The organism is Bacillus sp. FSL M7-0558, from assembly GCF_038003245.1.
In the GTDB taxonomy this organism is placed as follows: domain Bacteria; phylum Bacillota; class Bacilli; order Bacillales; family Bacillaceae; genus Bacillus; species Bacillus pumilus.
Genome location: NZ_JBBOOU010000001.1, coordinates 2,958,435 through 2,974,064 on the forward strand (window position 1 = coordinate 2,958,435; position 15,630 = coordinate 2,974,064).

A 15,630-nucleotide genomic window follows, 5' to 3' on the forward strand; every position below is an offset into this window, starting at 1 on the left:
TTTCACTCCAATCTTATGATTTGCCGTTATCTTCGGCAGATGCGCCTTTTTCAAGCGCCTTCCAGGATAATGTTGCACATTTGATGCGGGCAGGGAATTTTGCCACTCCCTGCAGCGCCTCAATGTCACCAAGATCAATGGAATCGTCGTATTCTTTTCCTAGCATCATATCGGAGAAAATCTGAGACATTTTCAAAGCTGTTTCAATATCTTTCCCTTTAATCGCCTGCGTCATCATAGAGGCAGATGCCATCGAAATGGAGCATCCTTCTCCTTCAAATTTCGCATCCATGACTTTTTCGTCTTCGATTTTCATCGTGAGACGAATGCGGTCACCACACGTTGGGTTGTTCATATCGACGACAATGCTGTCGTTTAACACACCTTTGTTTCTCGGATTTTTATAATGATCCATAATCACTTGTCTATACAGTGTGTCTAAGTTTACATTAAAAGACATTCGTAAAATACTCCTTTGTCTTACGGAGCGCTGCGATGAGCTCGTCAATCTCTTCTTCTGTATTGTACAGATAGAAGCTTGCTCTTGCAGTCGCTGATACACCAAGCCATTTCATGAGCGGCTGTGCACAGTGATGTCCAGCACGAATGGCGACACCTTCCGTATCCAGAACAGTCGACGCATCATGCGGATGGACGTCATCTAAATTAAACGTCACAAGCCCAGCTCGGTGCTGCGGTCCATAAACAGTCGCACCTTCAAGCTCCTTGAAGCGCTCAAGCGCATAAGTGGCAAGCTGATGCTCGTAACGGCTGACTTCCTCCATACCAATGTCATTTAAGAAATCAATCGCTTTTCCTAGTCCAACTGCTCCGGCAATAATCGGTGTTCCCGCTTCAAATTTCCACGGGAGCTCTTTCCAAGTAGAATCATACAGATCCACAAAGTCGATCATTTCACCGCCAAACTCAGCAGGCTCCATATTATTCAAAAGGTCCTTCTTCCCGTAAAGCACACCGATGCCAGTCGGTCCACACATTTTATGCCCGGAGAATGCGAAAAAGTCACAATCTAGATCCTGAACATCAATTTGCATATGCGGCGTGCTTTGTGCACCATCGACGACAATGATTGCCCCATGATCATGGGCTATTTTGGCGATTTCTTTAATCGGGTTGATGGTTCCTAAAACGTTTGAAACATGTGTGACAGCGACGATTTTCGTTTGATGTGTGATTGTTTGCTTCACATCTTCCAGCGATAGCGTGCCGTCTTCCTGTAACGGAATATATTTCAATGTGGCGCCAGTTGCTTTTGCTGCTTGCTGCCAAGGGATGATATTTGCATGGTGCTCCATGTGCGTAATGACAATCTCATCGCCTTCTTTGAGGTTTGCTCTAGCATAGCTGATCGCCACTGTGTTTAGTGCAGTTGTTGTACCTCTAGTAAAAATAATTTCTTGGACAGATGAAGCACGGATGAATGCACGAACTTTCTCTCTCGCACCCTCGTATGCGTCCGTTGCTTTTGTGCCAAGGGTATGAACACCCCGGTGGACGTTCGAGTTGTAAGACCGGTAATACTCATTCATTGCATCAATGACCACTCTTGGTTTTTGAGAAGTCGCTGCACTGTCCAAATACACCAAATCATGTCCGTTCACTTGCTGATGAAGGATTGGAAATTGCTCACGAACGTCTTTGATATTCATTATTTTACTTTCCTTTCAATCACAGAAACGAGCTGCTTTTTAACTCCTTCAATCGGCAGTTCTTTGACGACTGGATTTAAGAAGCCATAAATCACAAGTCTTTCTGCATCTTCTTTGGAAATCCCGCGGCTCATGAGGTAATAGAGTTGAATTGGATCGACACGTCCAACAGAAGCAGCATGCCCTGCTGTTACATCATCTTCATCAATTAATAGAATTGGGTTTGCATCACCGCGTGCTTTTTCACTCAGCATGAGAACACGTGATTCCTGCTCGGCATTTGACTTCGTTGCGCCATGCTCGATTTTACCAATTCCGTTAAAGATAGAGGATGCTTGATCCTTCATCACACCATGCTTCAAGATATACCCTTCAGAGTTTTTACCGAAGTGGATGATGCTTGTTGTAAAGTTTTCCGTTTGATTCCCGCGGCCGACAACAACTGATTTTGTATCACCGAATGTCCCGTCGCCCATAAGCTTTGTGATGTTTTCAGACACGACGTCTCCATCATTCATAAGGCCAAGCGCCCATTCGATTTTACTGTCACGGCCATTTGCCATACCGCGTCTGTTCACATAGACTGTGACACCTTCTGAAAGGTTATCTACTGCGCCGTATGTGACGCGGGCATTAGCTCCCGTGAACACTTCGGACACGATATTGAAGATTGCTTCTTCAGGTTTTGCTGTACTAATGTAGTTTTCTACATATGTCACTGCACTATGATCGTCTGCTACGACGATGACATGGTTGAACAAAGTCGTGTCGTCATTTTCATGCAGGTAGACGGCTTGAATTGGCGCTTCAAGTTCTACATTTTTTGGTACATAGAGGAAAGCTCCGCCATTCACTAAGGCAGCATGTAAAGCTGTTAGTTTATGCTCATCTACTTTCACTGCATCCGTCATGAAGTATTTCTTCACTAGATCACCATGTTCGCGAAGCGCTGTATGAAGATCAGTGAAGATCACGCCTTTGTCTTTCGCTTCCGTTGAAAGAGACAAGTATGCTGGCGTTTGATCACGCTGAATGTAGACTGTCTTATCCGTGTCCTCTAAATCAATGAGAGATTTCACTTCTTCAGGAAGCTCTTCTAATGATCCAAATGGCGCACTTTCGACTGTATGCTGTTTGAAATTGGTTAAATTCCATTTAGAAATATTCGTTTTGTCAGGCTTTGGCATTGGAAGGTCTTCTGCTTTTTCAAGAGCCTGTAAGCGAAGGGAACTCATCCATGCCGGTTCCTGATGCTTCTCGGAGAAGCTTTTGACATAATCTTGATCTACTGATAATTTCGTTTCTAATGTCATCAATAATCCTCCTAACGCTTACGCTTCTTGACCAACAGTTTCGTCTTCAATTCCTAACTCTTTTTTAATCCAGTCATAGCCTTCTGCTTCTAGACGTTGTGCAAGCTCTGGTCCGCCAGATTTCACGATACGTCCTTGCATCATGACATGAACGTGATCTGGTGTGATGTAGTTCAGTAGACGCTGATAGTGAGTGATCATTAAGCAGCCGAAGCTTTCGCCGCGCATTCTGTTAATTCCTTTAGAAACCACTTTCAACGCATCGATATCAAGACCAGAATCGATTTCATCAAGGATCGCAATTTTAGGCTCAATCATCATTAATTGAAGAATTTCATTTCGTTTTTTCTCTCCGCCTGAGAAACCTTCGTTTAGGTAGCGTTGCGCCATGTCTGGGTCCATTTCAAGGAACTCCATGTTTTCGTCCATTTTGCGGATGAATTTCATTAGAGAGATTTCATCGCCTTCTTCTCTGCGAGCGTTAATAGCTGAACGAAGGAAGTCCGCATTTGTCACACCACTAATTTCAGATGGGTATTGCATCGCAAGGAAAAGACCTGCTTGAGCGCGCTCATCTACTTCCATTTCAAGTACATCTTCGCCATCAAGCAAAATGCTACCTTTTGTTACTTCATATTTAGGGTGACCCATAATGGCAGCAGATAAAGTTGATTTACCTGTACCGTTTGGTCCCATTACTGCGTGGAATTCTCCACCTTTTATCTCGAGGTTTACACCCTTTAAGATTTCTTTCCCTTCAATCTCAACGTGCAAGTCCTTAATTGTTAATGTCGAAGCAGTCATATATCGATACCTCCAAAATAATCATTATTCTCAATTTATTCTCATTCTAATTTTATAACAAATTAAAACTGAATACAACACATTCACGATATGCGTGAGAGGATGCTCTCAAAATTCTAACAAAAAAAGCCGGTAGATAAAAGGATTTATGTCGAAAAGACTGTTTTCATAAAGAAAGGACGGGAATCTGTTCTCCCCGCCCCTTAGCTATTTAATAGCCTCGTATATTCATTTTTGCGAGCTGTCTTTTCTCATCTCGATAGGACTGCTCTCGTTTATATTCCACTTTCATCCGTAAGTCATGGTCTCTTTCGTACTCTGCATAGCTCATGCCATGAGCCTTATGCATGGCCTTTTCCATCTCGGCGGTATAATCCAATCCCAGTGTACTATGGTCCGAACAAATAATAAACCATTCCCTTCTTTGAGTGTAGCTTCATTGTATCAAAGACATGTGGCTTCACTCAAAAGGGATATGACGCGCTATGCTGGCATATTTTCTCACGCAATCGGCTGAGAAGGACTCAACTCCCTGATATGGATAAATGCCATCTTATCCTTCCCTTAATGCGTCTGTCCTCCAAATTCGTCAATACATTGCTGAACAACTGTGATGCCTTGACTTAGTGCAGCACCGCCGCCGAACGCTGCCGCCACACTGACGACCTCTAGCAAATTCTCTTCTGTCGCGCCTTGGTCGAGCGCTCCCTTTGTATGATAAATCATGCAGTATTCATCCTGTGCATGAATACTGATGCCAAGGGCAATCATTTGTTTTTCCTTTTGCGTTAATGAATCGCTCTGAAAGCACTGCTCCGTGAATTCATTGAATTTCTTCCCAAACACCGGCATTTTCTTCTGAAATTCACCCATTGCCGTTTTATAATCAGTCAGTGATTGCTGCATGGATCCGCTCATATGCTGTTCATTCATCTTCATTCCATCCCTTCAGGTCATTTGTACATTTTTATTATGAGCGAGATTTGAAAAAATACACAAAAAAACCTCGCTTTGATGAAAGCGAGGTTAACACATTGTTATTCAGATACCGGTAGTACAGCACCGTCATATTTTTTGTCGATGAATTCTTTGATTTTATCAGAGTGAAGAACTTCCATTAATGTCTTGATCTTATCTGATTTTTCTTCACCTTTGCGAACCGCCACGATGTTTGCATATGGGTTGTTCTTTGTTTGCTCAAGTTCAATTGAATCTTTTTTCGGATTCAATTTATTTTGAATCGCATAGTTGACGTTAATAAACACAGCATCGCCTTCACTGTTTTCATAAGCTTTCGCTGTTAGTTCAGGAGCGATTTTTTTGAACTTTAGGTTCTTCGGGTTTTCTTTGATGTTCTTTACTGTTGCGTTGATTGTATCAACTTTAGGATCAATCTTAATGACACCAGCATTTTGCAATAGTGCAAGCATACGGCCTTGTTCAGCTACGTTGTTTGTCATGATGATCGTGCCGCCGTTTGGAATATCTTTTACTGATTTGTATTTCTTAGAGTAGATACCGAAAGGCTCAAGGTGAACCGCACCAGCACTAACTAGGTTGTAATCTTTGTTTGATTTATTTTCTTCATTTAAGTAAGGGATATGTTGGAAAAAGTTTGCATCCACTTCTTTTTCAGCTAACGCTTTGTTGTACATTTTATAATCACTAAGTACTTTCACTTTTAGATCGTAGCCTTTTTCTTTTAGAAGTGGTTTTGCTTCTTCAAGAATCTCGGCATGGGGTGTTTTTGAAGCGGCAACCGTAATGGTTTTGCTATCACTTGCGTTATTAGATGAACCGCATGCAGCTAAGATGCCTGCAAATGCTAGAAATAGTGCACTTAAAATCAATTTCTTCATGAATAAATCCTCCCTTAACGTTTATCAATTTTATTTGTAATCAAATCACCGATTATTTGAATAATAAAGACGATGATGAGAATAAACACAGTGGCAACAAGTGTAACATCTGTATTACCAGATTGGTATCCTTCCACATAAGCAAGGTCACCAAGTCCGCCTGCTCCAATTGCACCTGCAATCGCAGTTGAGCCAATTAAAGCAATCGCTGTTACGGTAATACCTGAAATGAGGGCTGGCAATGATTCTGGCAGCAATACTTTGAAAATGATGGTCGACGTTTTCGCTCCCATTGACCGTGCTGCTTCAATGACTCCTTTGTCTACCTCACGCAGTGCAATTTCGACAAGACGTGCATAGAATGGAGCTGACCCAATGACAAGGGCAGGGAGTGCTGCATTTGGACCTAGAATTGTATGCATTAAGAATTTCGTGAACCCTAATAAAAGAATAATTAAAATGATAAAAGGAATCGATCTGAAAATGTTGACGACTGCACCGATGACAGCATTGATCGGTTTATTTTCCCAAAGACCGCCTTTTCCTGTAAGGAAGAGCAGGAGTCCTAGGATAATCCCGATTGCAAAAGCAAATGCCAATGAAATGAGTGTCATATACACTGTTTCACCTGTTGCACTCCAGATGACGTCTAGATCAACGTTCGGAAACCATTTCTCAAACATGTGTCATCACCTCAATTTCAACCTGTTTGCTTTGGATATAGGCGATGGCTTTTTCTACCTCGGTCTCTTCTCCATTTATATGGATAAAGAGTGTTCCAAACGCGCCTTCCTGCGTTTGAGAAATCTTTCCTTGAAGGATGTTTACATCGACATTGAAGGATCGAATGATTTCAGTGATCAGCGGTTGCTCGGCAGAATCGCCAATAAAGGACAACCGTACGACCTGACCTTCTTTTACACGCTCTAAGACGTGCTCGATTGTTTCTTTCGCTTCCTCTGGTTCAGCAAGCTGCTGTACAAATCGCTTCGTCATCTCTTCCTTCGGCTGTCTGAAGACGCGTAATACTTCGCCTTCTTCGACAATGCGTCCATTTTCCATGACCGCGACGCGATGACAAATTTTGCGAATGACGTGCATTTCGTGTGTGATGAGCACAATTGTCAGCCCTAAACGTTTATTGATATCCGCTAAAAGATCAAGGATAGAATCCGTTGTTTGCGGATCAAGCGCTGACGTCGCTTCGTCACAAAGAAGAACCTTTGGATCATTTGCTAATGCTCTCGCAATCCCCACACGCTGCTTTTGTCCGCCGCTAAGCTGAGACGGATACGCATTTTCTTTTCCTTCTAAACCGACTAATTTAATCAGTTCATTCGCACGCTCTCTCCGTTTCGATGTAGGTACACCTGCGATCTCAAGCGGGAACATAATATTTTGTCTCACTGTTCTTGACCAAAGTAGGTTAAAGTGCTGGAAAATCATGCTGATTTCTTGTCTTGCTTTCCGAAGTTTCGCATTCGATACTTCATTGATCCGGTTGCCTGCCACTTCAACAATTCCTGCTGTTGGCAGCTCCAGACCGTTTAATAGGCGAATAAGCGAGCTTTTTCCGGCACCGCTATACCCGATAATTCCGAATATTTCACCTTTATCAATATCCAAGTTGACGTCTTTCACGGCATCAACATTTCCGCTTTTTGAGTGGTACGTTTTTGATACATTCTGTAAATGGATCACAGTCTGTTCACCTGCTTTCTTGCTGAATCTATAGGTTGCCATCACATACGTTATTTATTCTTCCTGCTGCCATGCCTCGTGCCTGACGTGAGGTCAGTAAAAAAGACCTAACTGCAATGCAAGCAGAAAGGCCTTTTATGTTCAATACGCCTTTCTCTCATCTTTCAAAGCATTGCGGCTTTGAGTGAATTGGCACCAATTTCAGCTATGCTGACGGTTGCCGGGTTTCATAGGGCACGTCCCTCCACCTCTCTTAATAAGAGAAAATATGTTGTTTTATGTGATGTTCATGTTTTTACTAACGTAGAATATCATGCTACCCGAGATATGTCAACGCTGTAAATCGCTAATTTCCAAGTAAACGACTAAGTTATCATTTTTCGAAAAAAACCGTTCGTCAGCCAAAGTACCGCCTCTAGTCTTAGGAGCGCACGGAATGACCCTTTTACTTTCACTTGTCCCCTGCTAATTAACTGCTGTAAGGACATATCTCCATCTAATAATTGAAGTATTTCTTTTCTCTCACCATAAAAGATGAGATCCGATAACTCAATTGCAGGTAGTTTCTTCACTTCACCACGCTCATCCACAATCAATGTACAAGAGTCTGTTTCCGCCTCAAATGTAATCTTCAAGGATGATGATGAGAGCAGCGGTTTTAGCAATAATCGCTGCCCTGTGTTTCCATGGGTTTTCACTTTTTCCACATGTATAACCTCCCTGTCATTTGGTTATACATAACATTTCTCTACAAACATTCGCTTGTCCTTTATAAATAACTCGACAAATTTTCAGATGAATTGCTTGAAATATGACAAAAAACCGCTTTATTTAGCGGTTTCAATCATTTCATGAAGATATGGTACGGAGTGAAAGGCATAGCCTTTTTGCACCAGCTCACCTTTTTTAAACAGTAGAAAGCAAGGAACGCTTTCGATCTCAAAAGCCTTCGCAAAGCCTGGTGAGTAGTTTAAGTTATTTTCATAAAAAGGTACATCCGGCTGCATGGTGTCTACGACAGCCAGCATTTTCTTTGCCAGCTGACATGTTCCGCAAAACGGTGTATATAAGTATAAAAGAAATAAATCGTCCTTTATCTCCTTGAATTCGTGTTCTTCAATCTCTTTCATATACGTCCACCCTCATAAATATTTCGAATGAACATCAATGTTTGCAGCTAATAGGATAGATGCAATGTGGGCTGACGGTGAAGCGGCCACTTCGCGGTACGTTCTGTCGACAAAAAGATGAAATGCTTCAGGGAATTCTTTTCGAAATTGCTTCCGCAGTTTGTCGCCTGCATCGTCACTGTCTGCTAATATGTAAACGTCTTTCCCCAATAATTCGTCTACGAGCTGATCCAGCTTCGATGTACTGATCGTGCCATTGGTGCAAATGATGGTAACAGGTTCACTTATGACTTCTTTTAGCTTTTGTTTGTCTGTTTTACCTTCTACAATGATGACCTTTTCTACCTCTACATTCATCACGATCACCCGGCCCTTTTGACGTTGTTCACTTCTCCCTTAGATTACAATTTTTCATTCAGGTTGTAAAGATTGGGCGCTTGCACTAAAAAGACTGCAGCTTATGCTCACTGCAGCCTCATCTGTGATTAGCACCAGCCATTTTCATCATCACAGTCTACATATTTTTCTGTTCCGTGGGTCAATGTATCCGTCAGACGATAAAAACGATTTTGCTCATAGGAATAACCTGATTTTAACTCATATTGGTTTTCACTAATCATCGTGCCAATCTCTTCATTTTGATGATACAGCACCATGCCGCTTTCTTTGAATCGTCCAGTGACATGATCTGTTATATCCACATGTTCTTTTTGAAAAGACAAATTGGACACCCCCCATAAAGGTAGAGTGTCCAATTTCACGTGAATTAGTCTTCTTTTGTCATTTCTTCATATTGCTCAGCAGTCATCAAGTTCTCAATTTCAGATGTATCAGCTGGCTCTACCACGATCATCCATGCTTTTTCGTATGGAGAGTCGTTGACGAATTCAGGGCTGTCATCCAGCTCATCGTTCACTTCGACGATTGTACCGTTGATCGGTGCGTAAAGCTCAGAAACTGTTTTCACTGATTCTACACTTCCGAAAGGCTCGTCCGCTGTAATTTTGTCTCCTACTTCAGGAAGCTCAACGAACACGATATCGCCTAGCTCAGATTGAGCAAAATGCGTAATACCGATACGCACCTTATCTCCTTCTACTTTGACCCATTCATGTTCTTCTGAATAACGTAAATCTTTTGGTGTGCTCATTCAATACCCCTCCAGTCTTTTCTTTCAATCTATATTGAAGATACCACAATCTGAATGAAAGTTACATCATTTCCAGACGCTTTTAAATGTATCTTCATTAAATCCAACTGTGACTCGTTTACCGTCTGTTGTAATCGGGCGCTTGATCAGCATTCCGTTAGATGCGAGTAATTCTAGCTGCTCGCCTTCTGACATTGCAGGAAGTTGATCTTTCAGCTGTAGCTCTCGGTATTTCTGTCCGCTTGTATTAAAGAACTTCTTCAGCTCTAAGCCACTTTTTTCGTAAAGCGCTTTTAATGTTTCTTTATCAGGCGTCTCTTCGACGATATGTATGCTGTTGATATCTTTATTGTGTTCTTCCAGCCATTTTTTTGCTTTTCGGCATGTACCGCAAGATGGGTATTCATAAAAATCTAAAGCCACTATTTTCACCTCCTGCAAGTAGTGAGAACATTTTATCACAAAATATTTTAAAAACCTAAATGTATGCTTAAAAAAGGTGCGGAGTGATACCCGCACCTTTTCAGCCGTCTTATACGATATATTTCTCTGCTTCAAAGATTCGTTTCGCCACTTCGCGCTTTTTGGCGATGACATTGATCGGGGTGAATCTTGTCAGTTTGCGAAGAGCTGACAGACTCATGCGGAGTGCATCTCCTTCTTCCATCGCGATCAAGGATTCTTTTGCATGAGCTTCAATTTTTAAGAAGGCTTCCTGCGTGAAAATTTGTGTGTAAGCAAGCTTTTGAGTATTCTTATCTAGCCCTGATGCAGCGATTGCCTTTTCAGTACGCAGAATCGCCGATTCAGCAGCAAAAATTTCATTGACGATATCCGCTATGTTCACAAGAATCTCTTGCTCTTTGTCTAATGCTTTTCCATACTTCATCGCCGCCATTCCAGATACCATTAAGGCGATCTTTTTCGCATGGGCGAGCAAGTATTTTTCTTGATCGAGCGGCTGATCACCTGGCTCTTCCGGCATCATCATCATGAGCTCTTCCTGTAAGGTTTGCGCCTTTTGAAGCAGCGGAAGCTCTCCCTTCATCGCTTTCTTCAAGAATGTGCCTGGTACAAGCAGACGGTTGATTTCGTTTGTCCCTTCAAAAATACGGTTAATCCGCGAGTCACGATAGGCTCTTTCGACCTCGTATTCTTGCATGAATCCATATCCGCCGTGAATCTGCACGCCCTCATCCGCAATATAGTCTAAAGTTTCAGAGCCAAGCACTTTACAAAGAGAGCATTCAATCGCATATTCTGCAATGGATTGCGCAATTTGTTTGCCATCCTTTTGCTCTTCTTCACTTAATAGACCCATGCGCTGTTCAAATAATCCGACTGTGCGGTAAACAGCACTTTCCATCGCATAGAGCTTTGCCGACATGTTGGCTACTTTTTCACCAATTAAGCTAAATCGAGAAATTGGCGTTTGGAATTGCTTACGTTGGTTTGCATATTCTGCCGATAATTGAATGACACGTTTTGACGCACCAACTGTTCCGACAGCCAGCTTGTAGCGTCCGATATTCAAAATGTTAAAGGCAATGACATGACCTCTGCCAGCCTCACCTAGTAAATTCTCCTTCGGCACTTGAGCATCTTCGAGAATTAACGTTCTTGTCGATGAACCTTTTATGCCCATCTTTTTCTCTTCAGGTCCCGTTTTGACACCTGGAAAATCCTTTTCTACGATAAAAGCAGAGAAGTGTTCACCATCAATTTTCGCATATACGACAAAGACGTCGGCAAATGCGGAGTTTGTGATCCACTGTTTTTCCCCATTCAGCACATAATGAGTTCCGGCTTCATTTAAGACCGCAGTTGTCTTTGCTCCAAGGGCGTCAGAGCCTGATCCTGGCTCAGTGAGGGCGTACGCTGCAATTGTTTCTCCAGAAGCGAGTCCAGGAAGATATGTTTCCTTTTGCGCTTGATTTCCAAACAGCACGATGGGCAGAGACCCAATGCCGACATGGGCGCCATAGGAAAGCGAGAAGCTCCCTGCTCTGGAGAATTTCTCGGTAATAATGGCTGAACTGATTTTATCTAATCCGAGCCCGCCGAATTCTTCAGGCACGTCAGCTCCTAGCAGCCCAAGCTCTCCAGCCTTTTTGAGAAGCCTGACGGAATGCTCAAATTCATGGTTTTCAATTTGATCTATATATGGAACAACGTCTTGTAAAATATAATCCTCTGTTGTCTTTCCAATCATTTGATGCTCATCAGAGAAATCCTCTGGTGTAAAGATATGCTCATAATTCGTCTCATCAATTAAGAAGCTTCCACCCTTTTTTACCTCTTCCATTGCTTTCATTCTGTTTTCCCCCTTTAGATCAATTCAAAAATTCCTGCTGCTCCCATGCCCCCGCCGATACACATTGTGACGATGCCAAATTGCTCGTTTCGCCGCTTCATTTCATGAATGAGTGACAGTGTCAGTTTCGTTCCTGTACAGCCGAGCGGATGTCCTAGCGCGATTGCCCCGCCATTGACATTCACTTTCTCTTCATCAATCCCTAAATGACGAATAACTTGAATGGCCTGAGAGGCAAACGCTTCGTTTAATTCAAACAGCCCGATATCCTTCAACTCAAGTCCAGCGATTTTCAGCGCACGCGGAATGGCTTCAATTGGACCGATTCCCATCACCTCAGGCGGTACACCGCCAACAGCAAACGCCCGGAACTTGGCGAGCGGCTGAAGGGAAAGTGAGGATGCTTTCTCACGATCCATCATCATCACACACGCAGCACCGTCACTTGTTTGTGAAGAGTTTCCTGCGGTCACCGTGCCTTTTGTCGAGAAAGCCGGACGCAAAGTAGAAAGAATCTCTTCCGTTGTCCCTGCTCTCACGCCTTCATCCTGTGAAAACTTAAATTGATGTTCTTCTAATTGATATTGCTCCCCTACCCGCCGCTCTGTTACATCAACGGAGACAATTTCATCTGAAAATTTTCCTTCCTGTAATGCTTTGGCTGCCTTTTGATGACTTCTTACCGCAAAGGCATCCTGTTCTTGACGTGTGACCTGATACTTTTGCGCCACCTGCTCTGCCGTGTGCCCCATGCTCATATAGTATTCAGGCGCTTGTTCTGCCAATTGAGCATTCGGACGAATGGAATGACCCATCATCGGCACCTGTGACATCGATTCGACTCCTCCAGCTAAGATCGTTTCTGCCTGACCGAGCATAATCCGCTCACCTGCATAAGCGATTGACTGAAGACCAGATGAGCAGTAGCGGTTGATGGTGATGGCAGGTACTGTATACGGAAGTCCTGCTAATGCTCCAATATTCCGAGCCACATTTAACCCCTGCTCTGCTTCTGGTGTTGCACATCCGATGATCAAATCATCTATCTGTCCGTCGTAATCACCAGCACGCTTTAATGTTTCTTTTACACACAATGCGCCCATATCATCAGGCCGAACATGTTTTAACGATCCTTTTTTCGCCTTTCCTACTGGTGTTCTCGCGCCAGCGACAATGACTGCTTCTCTCATTTTGACTCCCCCTTAGTTACGTAAAGGTTTTCCTTTGACGAGCATGTGCTGCATGCGTGCTTGTGATTTCACTTCTCCTACAAGACTTAAAAAGGCTTCTCTTTCAAGCTCTAATAAGTATTGCTCCTCTACCTCTGTTCCAAATGGCAGTTTTCCGCCGGAAATAACATGAGCTAATTTTTTAACAATGGTCATGTCATGCTCTGAAATGTATCCAGATAATCTCATATTTTCAGCCGCCAATATCATCGCTGCATAGCCTGTTTCTCCCATGACGGGTACCTTTTGCTTGAGAGGCGCACGATAACCTGCTTCATCAAGAGAGAGCACAAGTTGTTTCGCATCATAGATCAGGTGATCACCGTTCATACTGATTCGGTCACTCGCGCGCAGCATGTTCATATCCCGCGCTTCCTCTGCCGAAGTGGATACTTTCGCCATTGCAATTGTTTCAAATGTTTTCATCGTGGCGTCTTGTATAGCGGTCTGCGATGGCTTCGCTGATCCTTGCAGATGGCGAAGGTATAATTCTTTGTTTCCACCGCCGCCTGGAATCAGTCCAACTCCCGCTTCGACAAGACCCATGTATGCTTCACTCGACGCCTGAATAGCTGCTGCCGGCAGACAAACCTCTGTTCCGCCTCCAAGTGTCATACCAAACGGCGCAGCAACGATTGGACGGTCGCTATATTTCACCTTCATCATTGCCTGCTGGAAGCGGCGGATCACAAAGTCAATTTCAAAGAAATTATCGTCCTGAGCCTCCATTAAAATGAGAGCAAGGTTGGCACCAACACAGAAGTTCTTCCCTTGGTTTCCGATGACAAGCCCTCTATAATTCTGTTCCACCTCATGGACAGCGCGATTGATCATGTCAATGACATCTAGTCCAATGGCATTGCTTTTGGAGTGAAATTCGAGCAAGGCGACATCATCACCGATATCAATCAAGCTCGCACCTGCATTTTTAAAAATCACGCCGTTCTTCTTTTTCAATTTCGCTAAGGAAATATTCTTGTCGTTTCCTTTTTCCTGTTCGTAAGCCCCATTGTGATAAAACGCACGCTCTCCATCAGCATTTTCTTGATAGAATGTGTCGTGTCCTTCTGACAGCATGTCTTGCACCCACTGCGGGATGCTGTGACCTTCTGCTTCCATGCGCTCGACTGCTTTTTTCACACCAATTGCATCCCAGAGCTCAAATGGACCGTGCTGCCAGCCAAATCCCCACTTCATTGCGTTATCGATGGACTGAATATCATCCGCAATTTCGCCTGTTAACTGAGCTGAGTAAAGGAGCACAGGTGCCGTCATGTTCCAGAGCAATTGTCCTGCACGACCATCTTGATAAATAAGCGCTTTCAATTTCGCTTTCGTTCCCTTTTGCTGCTTCGCCATCTCAATGCCTGGATCTTTCAGCTTCGTTCGTTCTCCGTATGTGAGCGTCACAGGATCAAGTTCTAAAATGGTCTTTCCATTTTTTTGATAAAATCCTTGCCCTGCCTTGCTGCCAATCCATCCCTTTTCAAGCATTCTTTCAATAAACTCAGGCAACTGGAAAATATCTTTTTCTTTTCCTTCTACTTGGTCATATACGTTACGGGCTACATGGAAAAACGTGTCGAGCCCTACGACATCAAGTGTACGGAAGGTCGCACTTTTCGGTCTTCCAATGAGGGGTCCTGTGACCGAATCCACCTCTCCAATGGTGTATTTGTTTTCAAGCATTTCACGCACTGTCACAAGGAGTCCATAAGTACCAATACGATTGGCAATAAAGTTCGGCGTATCTTTCGCTTCAACGACGCCTTTACCAAGTACATCCTCGCCAAACGTTTTCATAAATTGGAGTACTTCTGGATCTGTTTCTTGAATAGGAATGATTTCTAAAAGCTTTAAATAACGAGCTGGGTTAAAAAAATGTGTACCTAAAAAGTGGCGTTTAAAATCCTCTGATCGGCCTTCTGCCATTTTTTCAACCGAAATTCCAGATGTGTTACTTGATACGATACTGCCTTCTTTGCGGTGTTCGTCGATGAGAGAGAATACATGTTGTTTGATGCTGAGCTTTTCAGTGACGACTTCAATGATCCAGTCAGCATCATGTAATAAGGAAAGGTGATCTGTGAGATTTCCCGGTGTGATGTATGATAGGTTTTTTGCTGAAGTAAGAGGTGCTGGCTTTTGCTTTAACAATTTTTTCATCGCTTCTTGACTTAATCTATTCCGAACACTAGGGTGATCAAGCGTTCGCTTTTTTGCCGTTTCTTCCTTTGTCAGTTCGTTTGGCACAATATCTAGCAATGTTACTGGTATCCCGATATTGGCTAGATGCCCAGCAATGCCTGAGCCCATGACACCTGAACCAATGACAGCCGCCTTGCGAATATGTTTGCCCATAAATATCCCCCTAAACATTTTGAATGAACAGTCATTCATTTTTTGTCCAAAAAAAAGCAATGCCTCTTTCTTTATCTTAAAAGATTTTCCGAAACAGTT

18 protein-coding genes and 1 riboswitch are annotated in these 15,630 nt (G+C 43.1%); all 18 genes read right to left on the reverse strand.

Going from position 1 to position 15,630, the window contains the following annotated elements:
- Positions 1-13: 13 nt before the first annotated feature.
- The 18 genes from sufU to MHB79_RS15185 all read right to left on the reverse strand — a co-directional run bounded on the left by sufU (position 14) and on the right by MHB79_RS15185 (position 15,531).
- Positions 14-460, reverse strand: coding sequence for a Fe-S cluster assembly sulfur transfer protein SufU (sufU, locus tag MHB79_RS15100; protein WP_003212941.1), 447 nt, complete (start codon positions 458-460; stop codon positions 14-16).
- Positions 450-1,670, reverse strand: a complete 1,221-nt coding sequence (locus tag MHB79_RS15105) for a cysteine desulfurase (protein WP_003213010.1) — start codon at positions 1,668-1,670, stop codon at positions 450-452. The genes sufU and MHB79_RS15105 overlap by 11 nt, the downstream gene beginning before the upstream one ends.
- Positions 1,670-2,983: a Fe-S cluster assembly protein SufD gene (gene sufD, locus MHB79_RS15110; protein WP_050944088.1), complete on the reverse strand. Its 1,314-nt coding sequence runs from the start codon at positions 2,981-2,983 to the stop codon at positions 1,670-1,672. The genes MHB79_RS15105 and sufD overlap by 1 nt, the downstream gene beginning before the upstream one ends.
- 18 nt (positions 2,984-3,001) lie before the next feature.
- Complete coding sequence (gene sufC / locus MHB79_RS15115) at positions 3,002-3,787, reverse strand: Fe-S cluster assembly ATPase SufC (protein WP_003213654.1); 786 nt, start codon at positions 3,785-3,787, stop codon at positions 3,002-3,004.
- Positions 3,788-3,998: 211 nt separating this feature from the next.
- Complete coding sequence (locus MHB79_RS15120; protein WP_162839378.1) at positions 3,999-4,136, reverse strand: hypothetical protein; 138 nt, start codon at positions 4,134-4,136, stop codon at positions 3,999-4,001.
- A gap of 215 nt (positions 4,137-4,351) precedes the next feature.
- Entirely contained in the window at positions 4,352-4,720 is a 369-nt protein-coding gene (locus MHB79_RS15125) for a carboxymuconolactone decarboxylase family protein (RefSeq protein ID WP_003212803.1), read from the reverse strand.
- Between the two features lie 104 nt (positions 4,721-4,824).
- Positions 4,825-5,646, reverse strand: coding sequence for a methionine ABC transporter substrate-binding lipoprotein MetQ (gene metQ, locus MHB79_RS15130; protein ID WP_003212678.1), 822 nt, complete (start codon positions 5,644-5,646; stop codon positions 4,825-4,827).
- Between the two features lie 14 nt (positions 5,647-5,660).
- A complete protein-coding gene (locus MHB79_RS15135; protein WP_024423401.1) occupies positions 5,661-6,329 on the reverse strand; it encodes a methionine ABC transporter permease in 669 nt (222 codons plus the stop codon).
- A complete protein-coding gene (locus tag MHB79_RS15140; protein WP_212045520.1) occupies positions 6,322-7,347 on the reverse strand; it encodes a methionine ABC transporter ATP-binding protein in 1,026 nt (341 codons plus the stop codon). Before MHB79_RS15140 ends, MHB79_RS15135 begins: the two co-directional genes overlap by 8 nt.
- Before the next feature lie 154 nt (positions 7,348-7,501).
- A riboswitch (SAM riboswitch) is annotated at positions 7,502-7,610 on the reverse strand.
- Positions 7,611-7,712: 102 nt separating this feature from the next.
- The gene (locus MHB79_RS15145; protein ID WP_003212918.1) at positions 7,713-8,054 is read right to left on the reverse strand and encodes an SCP2 sterol-binding domain-containing protein; all 342 of its coding nucleotides are present in this window, start codon (positions 8,052-8,054) and stop codon (positions 7,713-7,715) included.
- Between the two features lie 120 nt (positions 8,055-8,174).
- Positions 8,175-8,477 (reverse strand): thioredoxin family protein, encoded by a 303-nt coding sequence (locus MHB79_RS15150; protein ID WP_003213095.1) that lies wholly within the window; start codon positions 8,475-8,477, stop codon positions 8,175-8,177.
- A 12-nt stretch (positions 8,478-8,489) separates the two neighbouring features.
- Entirely contained in the window at positions 8,490-8,834 is a 345-nt protein-coding gene (locus MHB79_RS15155) for a toprim domain-containing protein (protein ID WP_003213068.1), read from the reverse strand.
- A 128-nt stretch (positions 8,835-8,962) separates the two neighbouring features.
- Positions 8,963-9,199, reverse strand: coding sequence for a YusG family protein (locus MHB79_RS15160; protein ID WP_003212882.1), 237 nt, complete (start codon positions 9,197-9,199; stop codon positions 8,963-8,965).
- 44 nt (positions 9,200-9,243) lie between these two features.
- On the reverse strand, positions 9,244-9,627 hold the full coding sequence (gcvH, locus tag MHB79_RS15165) for a glycine cleavage system protein GcvH (RefSeq protein WP_003213614.1): 384 nt from the start codon (positions 9,625-9,627) through the stop codon (positions 9,244-9,246).
- 66 nt (positions 9,628-9,693) lie between these two features.
- Entirely contained in the window at positions 9,694-10,050 is a 357-nt protein-coding gene (locus tag MHB79_RS15170) for an arsenate reductase family protein (RefSeq protein WP_003213086.1), read from the reverse strand.
- Positions 10,051-10,159: 109 nt separating this feature from the next.
- Positions 10,160-11,941 carry an acyl-CoA dehydrogenase family protein gene (locus MHB79_RS15175; RefSeq protein WP_003213312.1) on the reverse strand — a complete coding sequence of 594 codons (1,782 nt, stop codon included), beginning with the start codon at positions 11,939-11,941 and terminating at the stop codon, positions 10,160-10,162.
- Positions 11,942-11,955: 14 nt separating this feature from the next.
- Positions 11,956-13,131, reverse strand: a complete 1,176-nt coding sequence (locus tag MHB79_RS15180; protein WP_335343202.1) for an acetyl-CoA C-acetyltransferase — start codon at positions 13,129-13,131, stop codon at positions 11,956-11,958.
- A gap of 12 nt (positions 13,132-13,143) precedes the next feature.
- Positions 13,144-15,531 (reverse strand): 3-hydroxyacyl-CoA dehydrogenase NAD-binding domain-containing protein, encoded by a 2,388-nt coding sequence (locus tag MHB79_RS15185; protein WP_340990113.1) that lies wholly within the window; start codon positions 15,529-15,531, stop codon positions 13,144-13,146.
- Positions 15,532-15,630: the final 99 nt, after the last annotated feature.

Coding starts and splice junctions, on each gene's coding strand:
- sufU (WP_003212941.1), bottom strand. CDS start 460: ATGTCTTTTAATGTAAACTTAGACACACTGTATAGACAAGTGATTATG.
- MHB79_RS15105 (WP_003213010.1), bottom strand. CDS start 1,670: ATGAATATCAAAGACGTTCGTGAGCAATTTCCAATCCTTCATCAGCAA.
- sufD (WP_050944088.1), bottom strand. CDS start 2,983: ATGACATTAGAAACGAAATTATCAGTAGATCAAGATTATGTCAAAAGC.
- sufC (WP_003213654.1), bottom strand. CDS start 3,787: ATGACTGCTTCGACATTAACAATTAAGGACTTGCACGTTGAGATTGAA.
- MHB79_RS15120 (WP_162839378.1), bottom strand. CDS start 4,136: ATGCATAAGGCTCATGGCATGAGCTATGCAGAGTACGAAAGAGACCAT.
- MHB79_RS15125 (WP_003212803.1), bottom strand. CDS start 4,720: ATGAATGAACAGCATATGAGCGGATCCATGCAGCAATCACTGACTGAT.
- metQ (WP_003212678.1), bottom strand. CDS start 5,646: ATGAAGAAATTGATTTTAAGTGCACTATTTCTAGCATTTGCAGGCATC.
- MHB79_RS15135 (WP_024423401.1), bottom strand. CDS start 6,329: ATGTTTGAGAAATGGTTTCCGAACGTTGATCTAGACGTCATCTGGAGT.
- MHB79_RS15150 (WP_003213095.1), bottom strand. CDS start 8,477: ATGAAAGAGATTGAAGAACACGAATTCAAGGAGATAAAGGACGATTTA.
- MHB79_RS15155 (WP_003213068.1), bottom strand. CDS start 8,834: ATGAATGTAGAGGTAGAAAAGGTCATCATTGTAGAAGGTAAAACAGAC.
- gcvH (WP_003213614.1), bottom strand. CDS start 9,627: ATGAGCACACCAAAAGATTTACGTTATTCAGAAGAACATGAATGGGTC.
- MHB79_RS15175 (WP_003213312.1), bottom strand. CDS start 11,941: ATGAAAGCAATGGAAGAGGTAAAAAAGGGTGGAAGCTTCTTAATTGAT.
- MHB79_RS15180 (WP_335343202.1), bottom strand. CDS start 13,131: ATGAGAGAAGCAGTCATTGTCGCTGGCGCGAGAACACCAGTAGGAAAG.
- MHB79_RS15185 (WP_340990113.1), bottom strand. CDS start 15,531: ATGGGCAAACATATTCGCAAGGCGGCTGTCATTGGTTCAGGTGTCATG.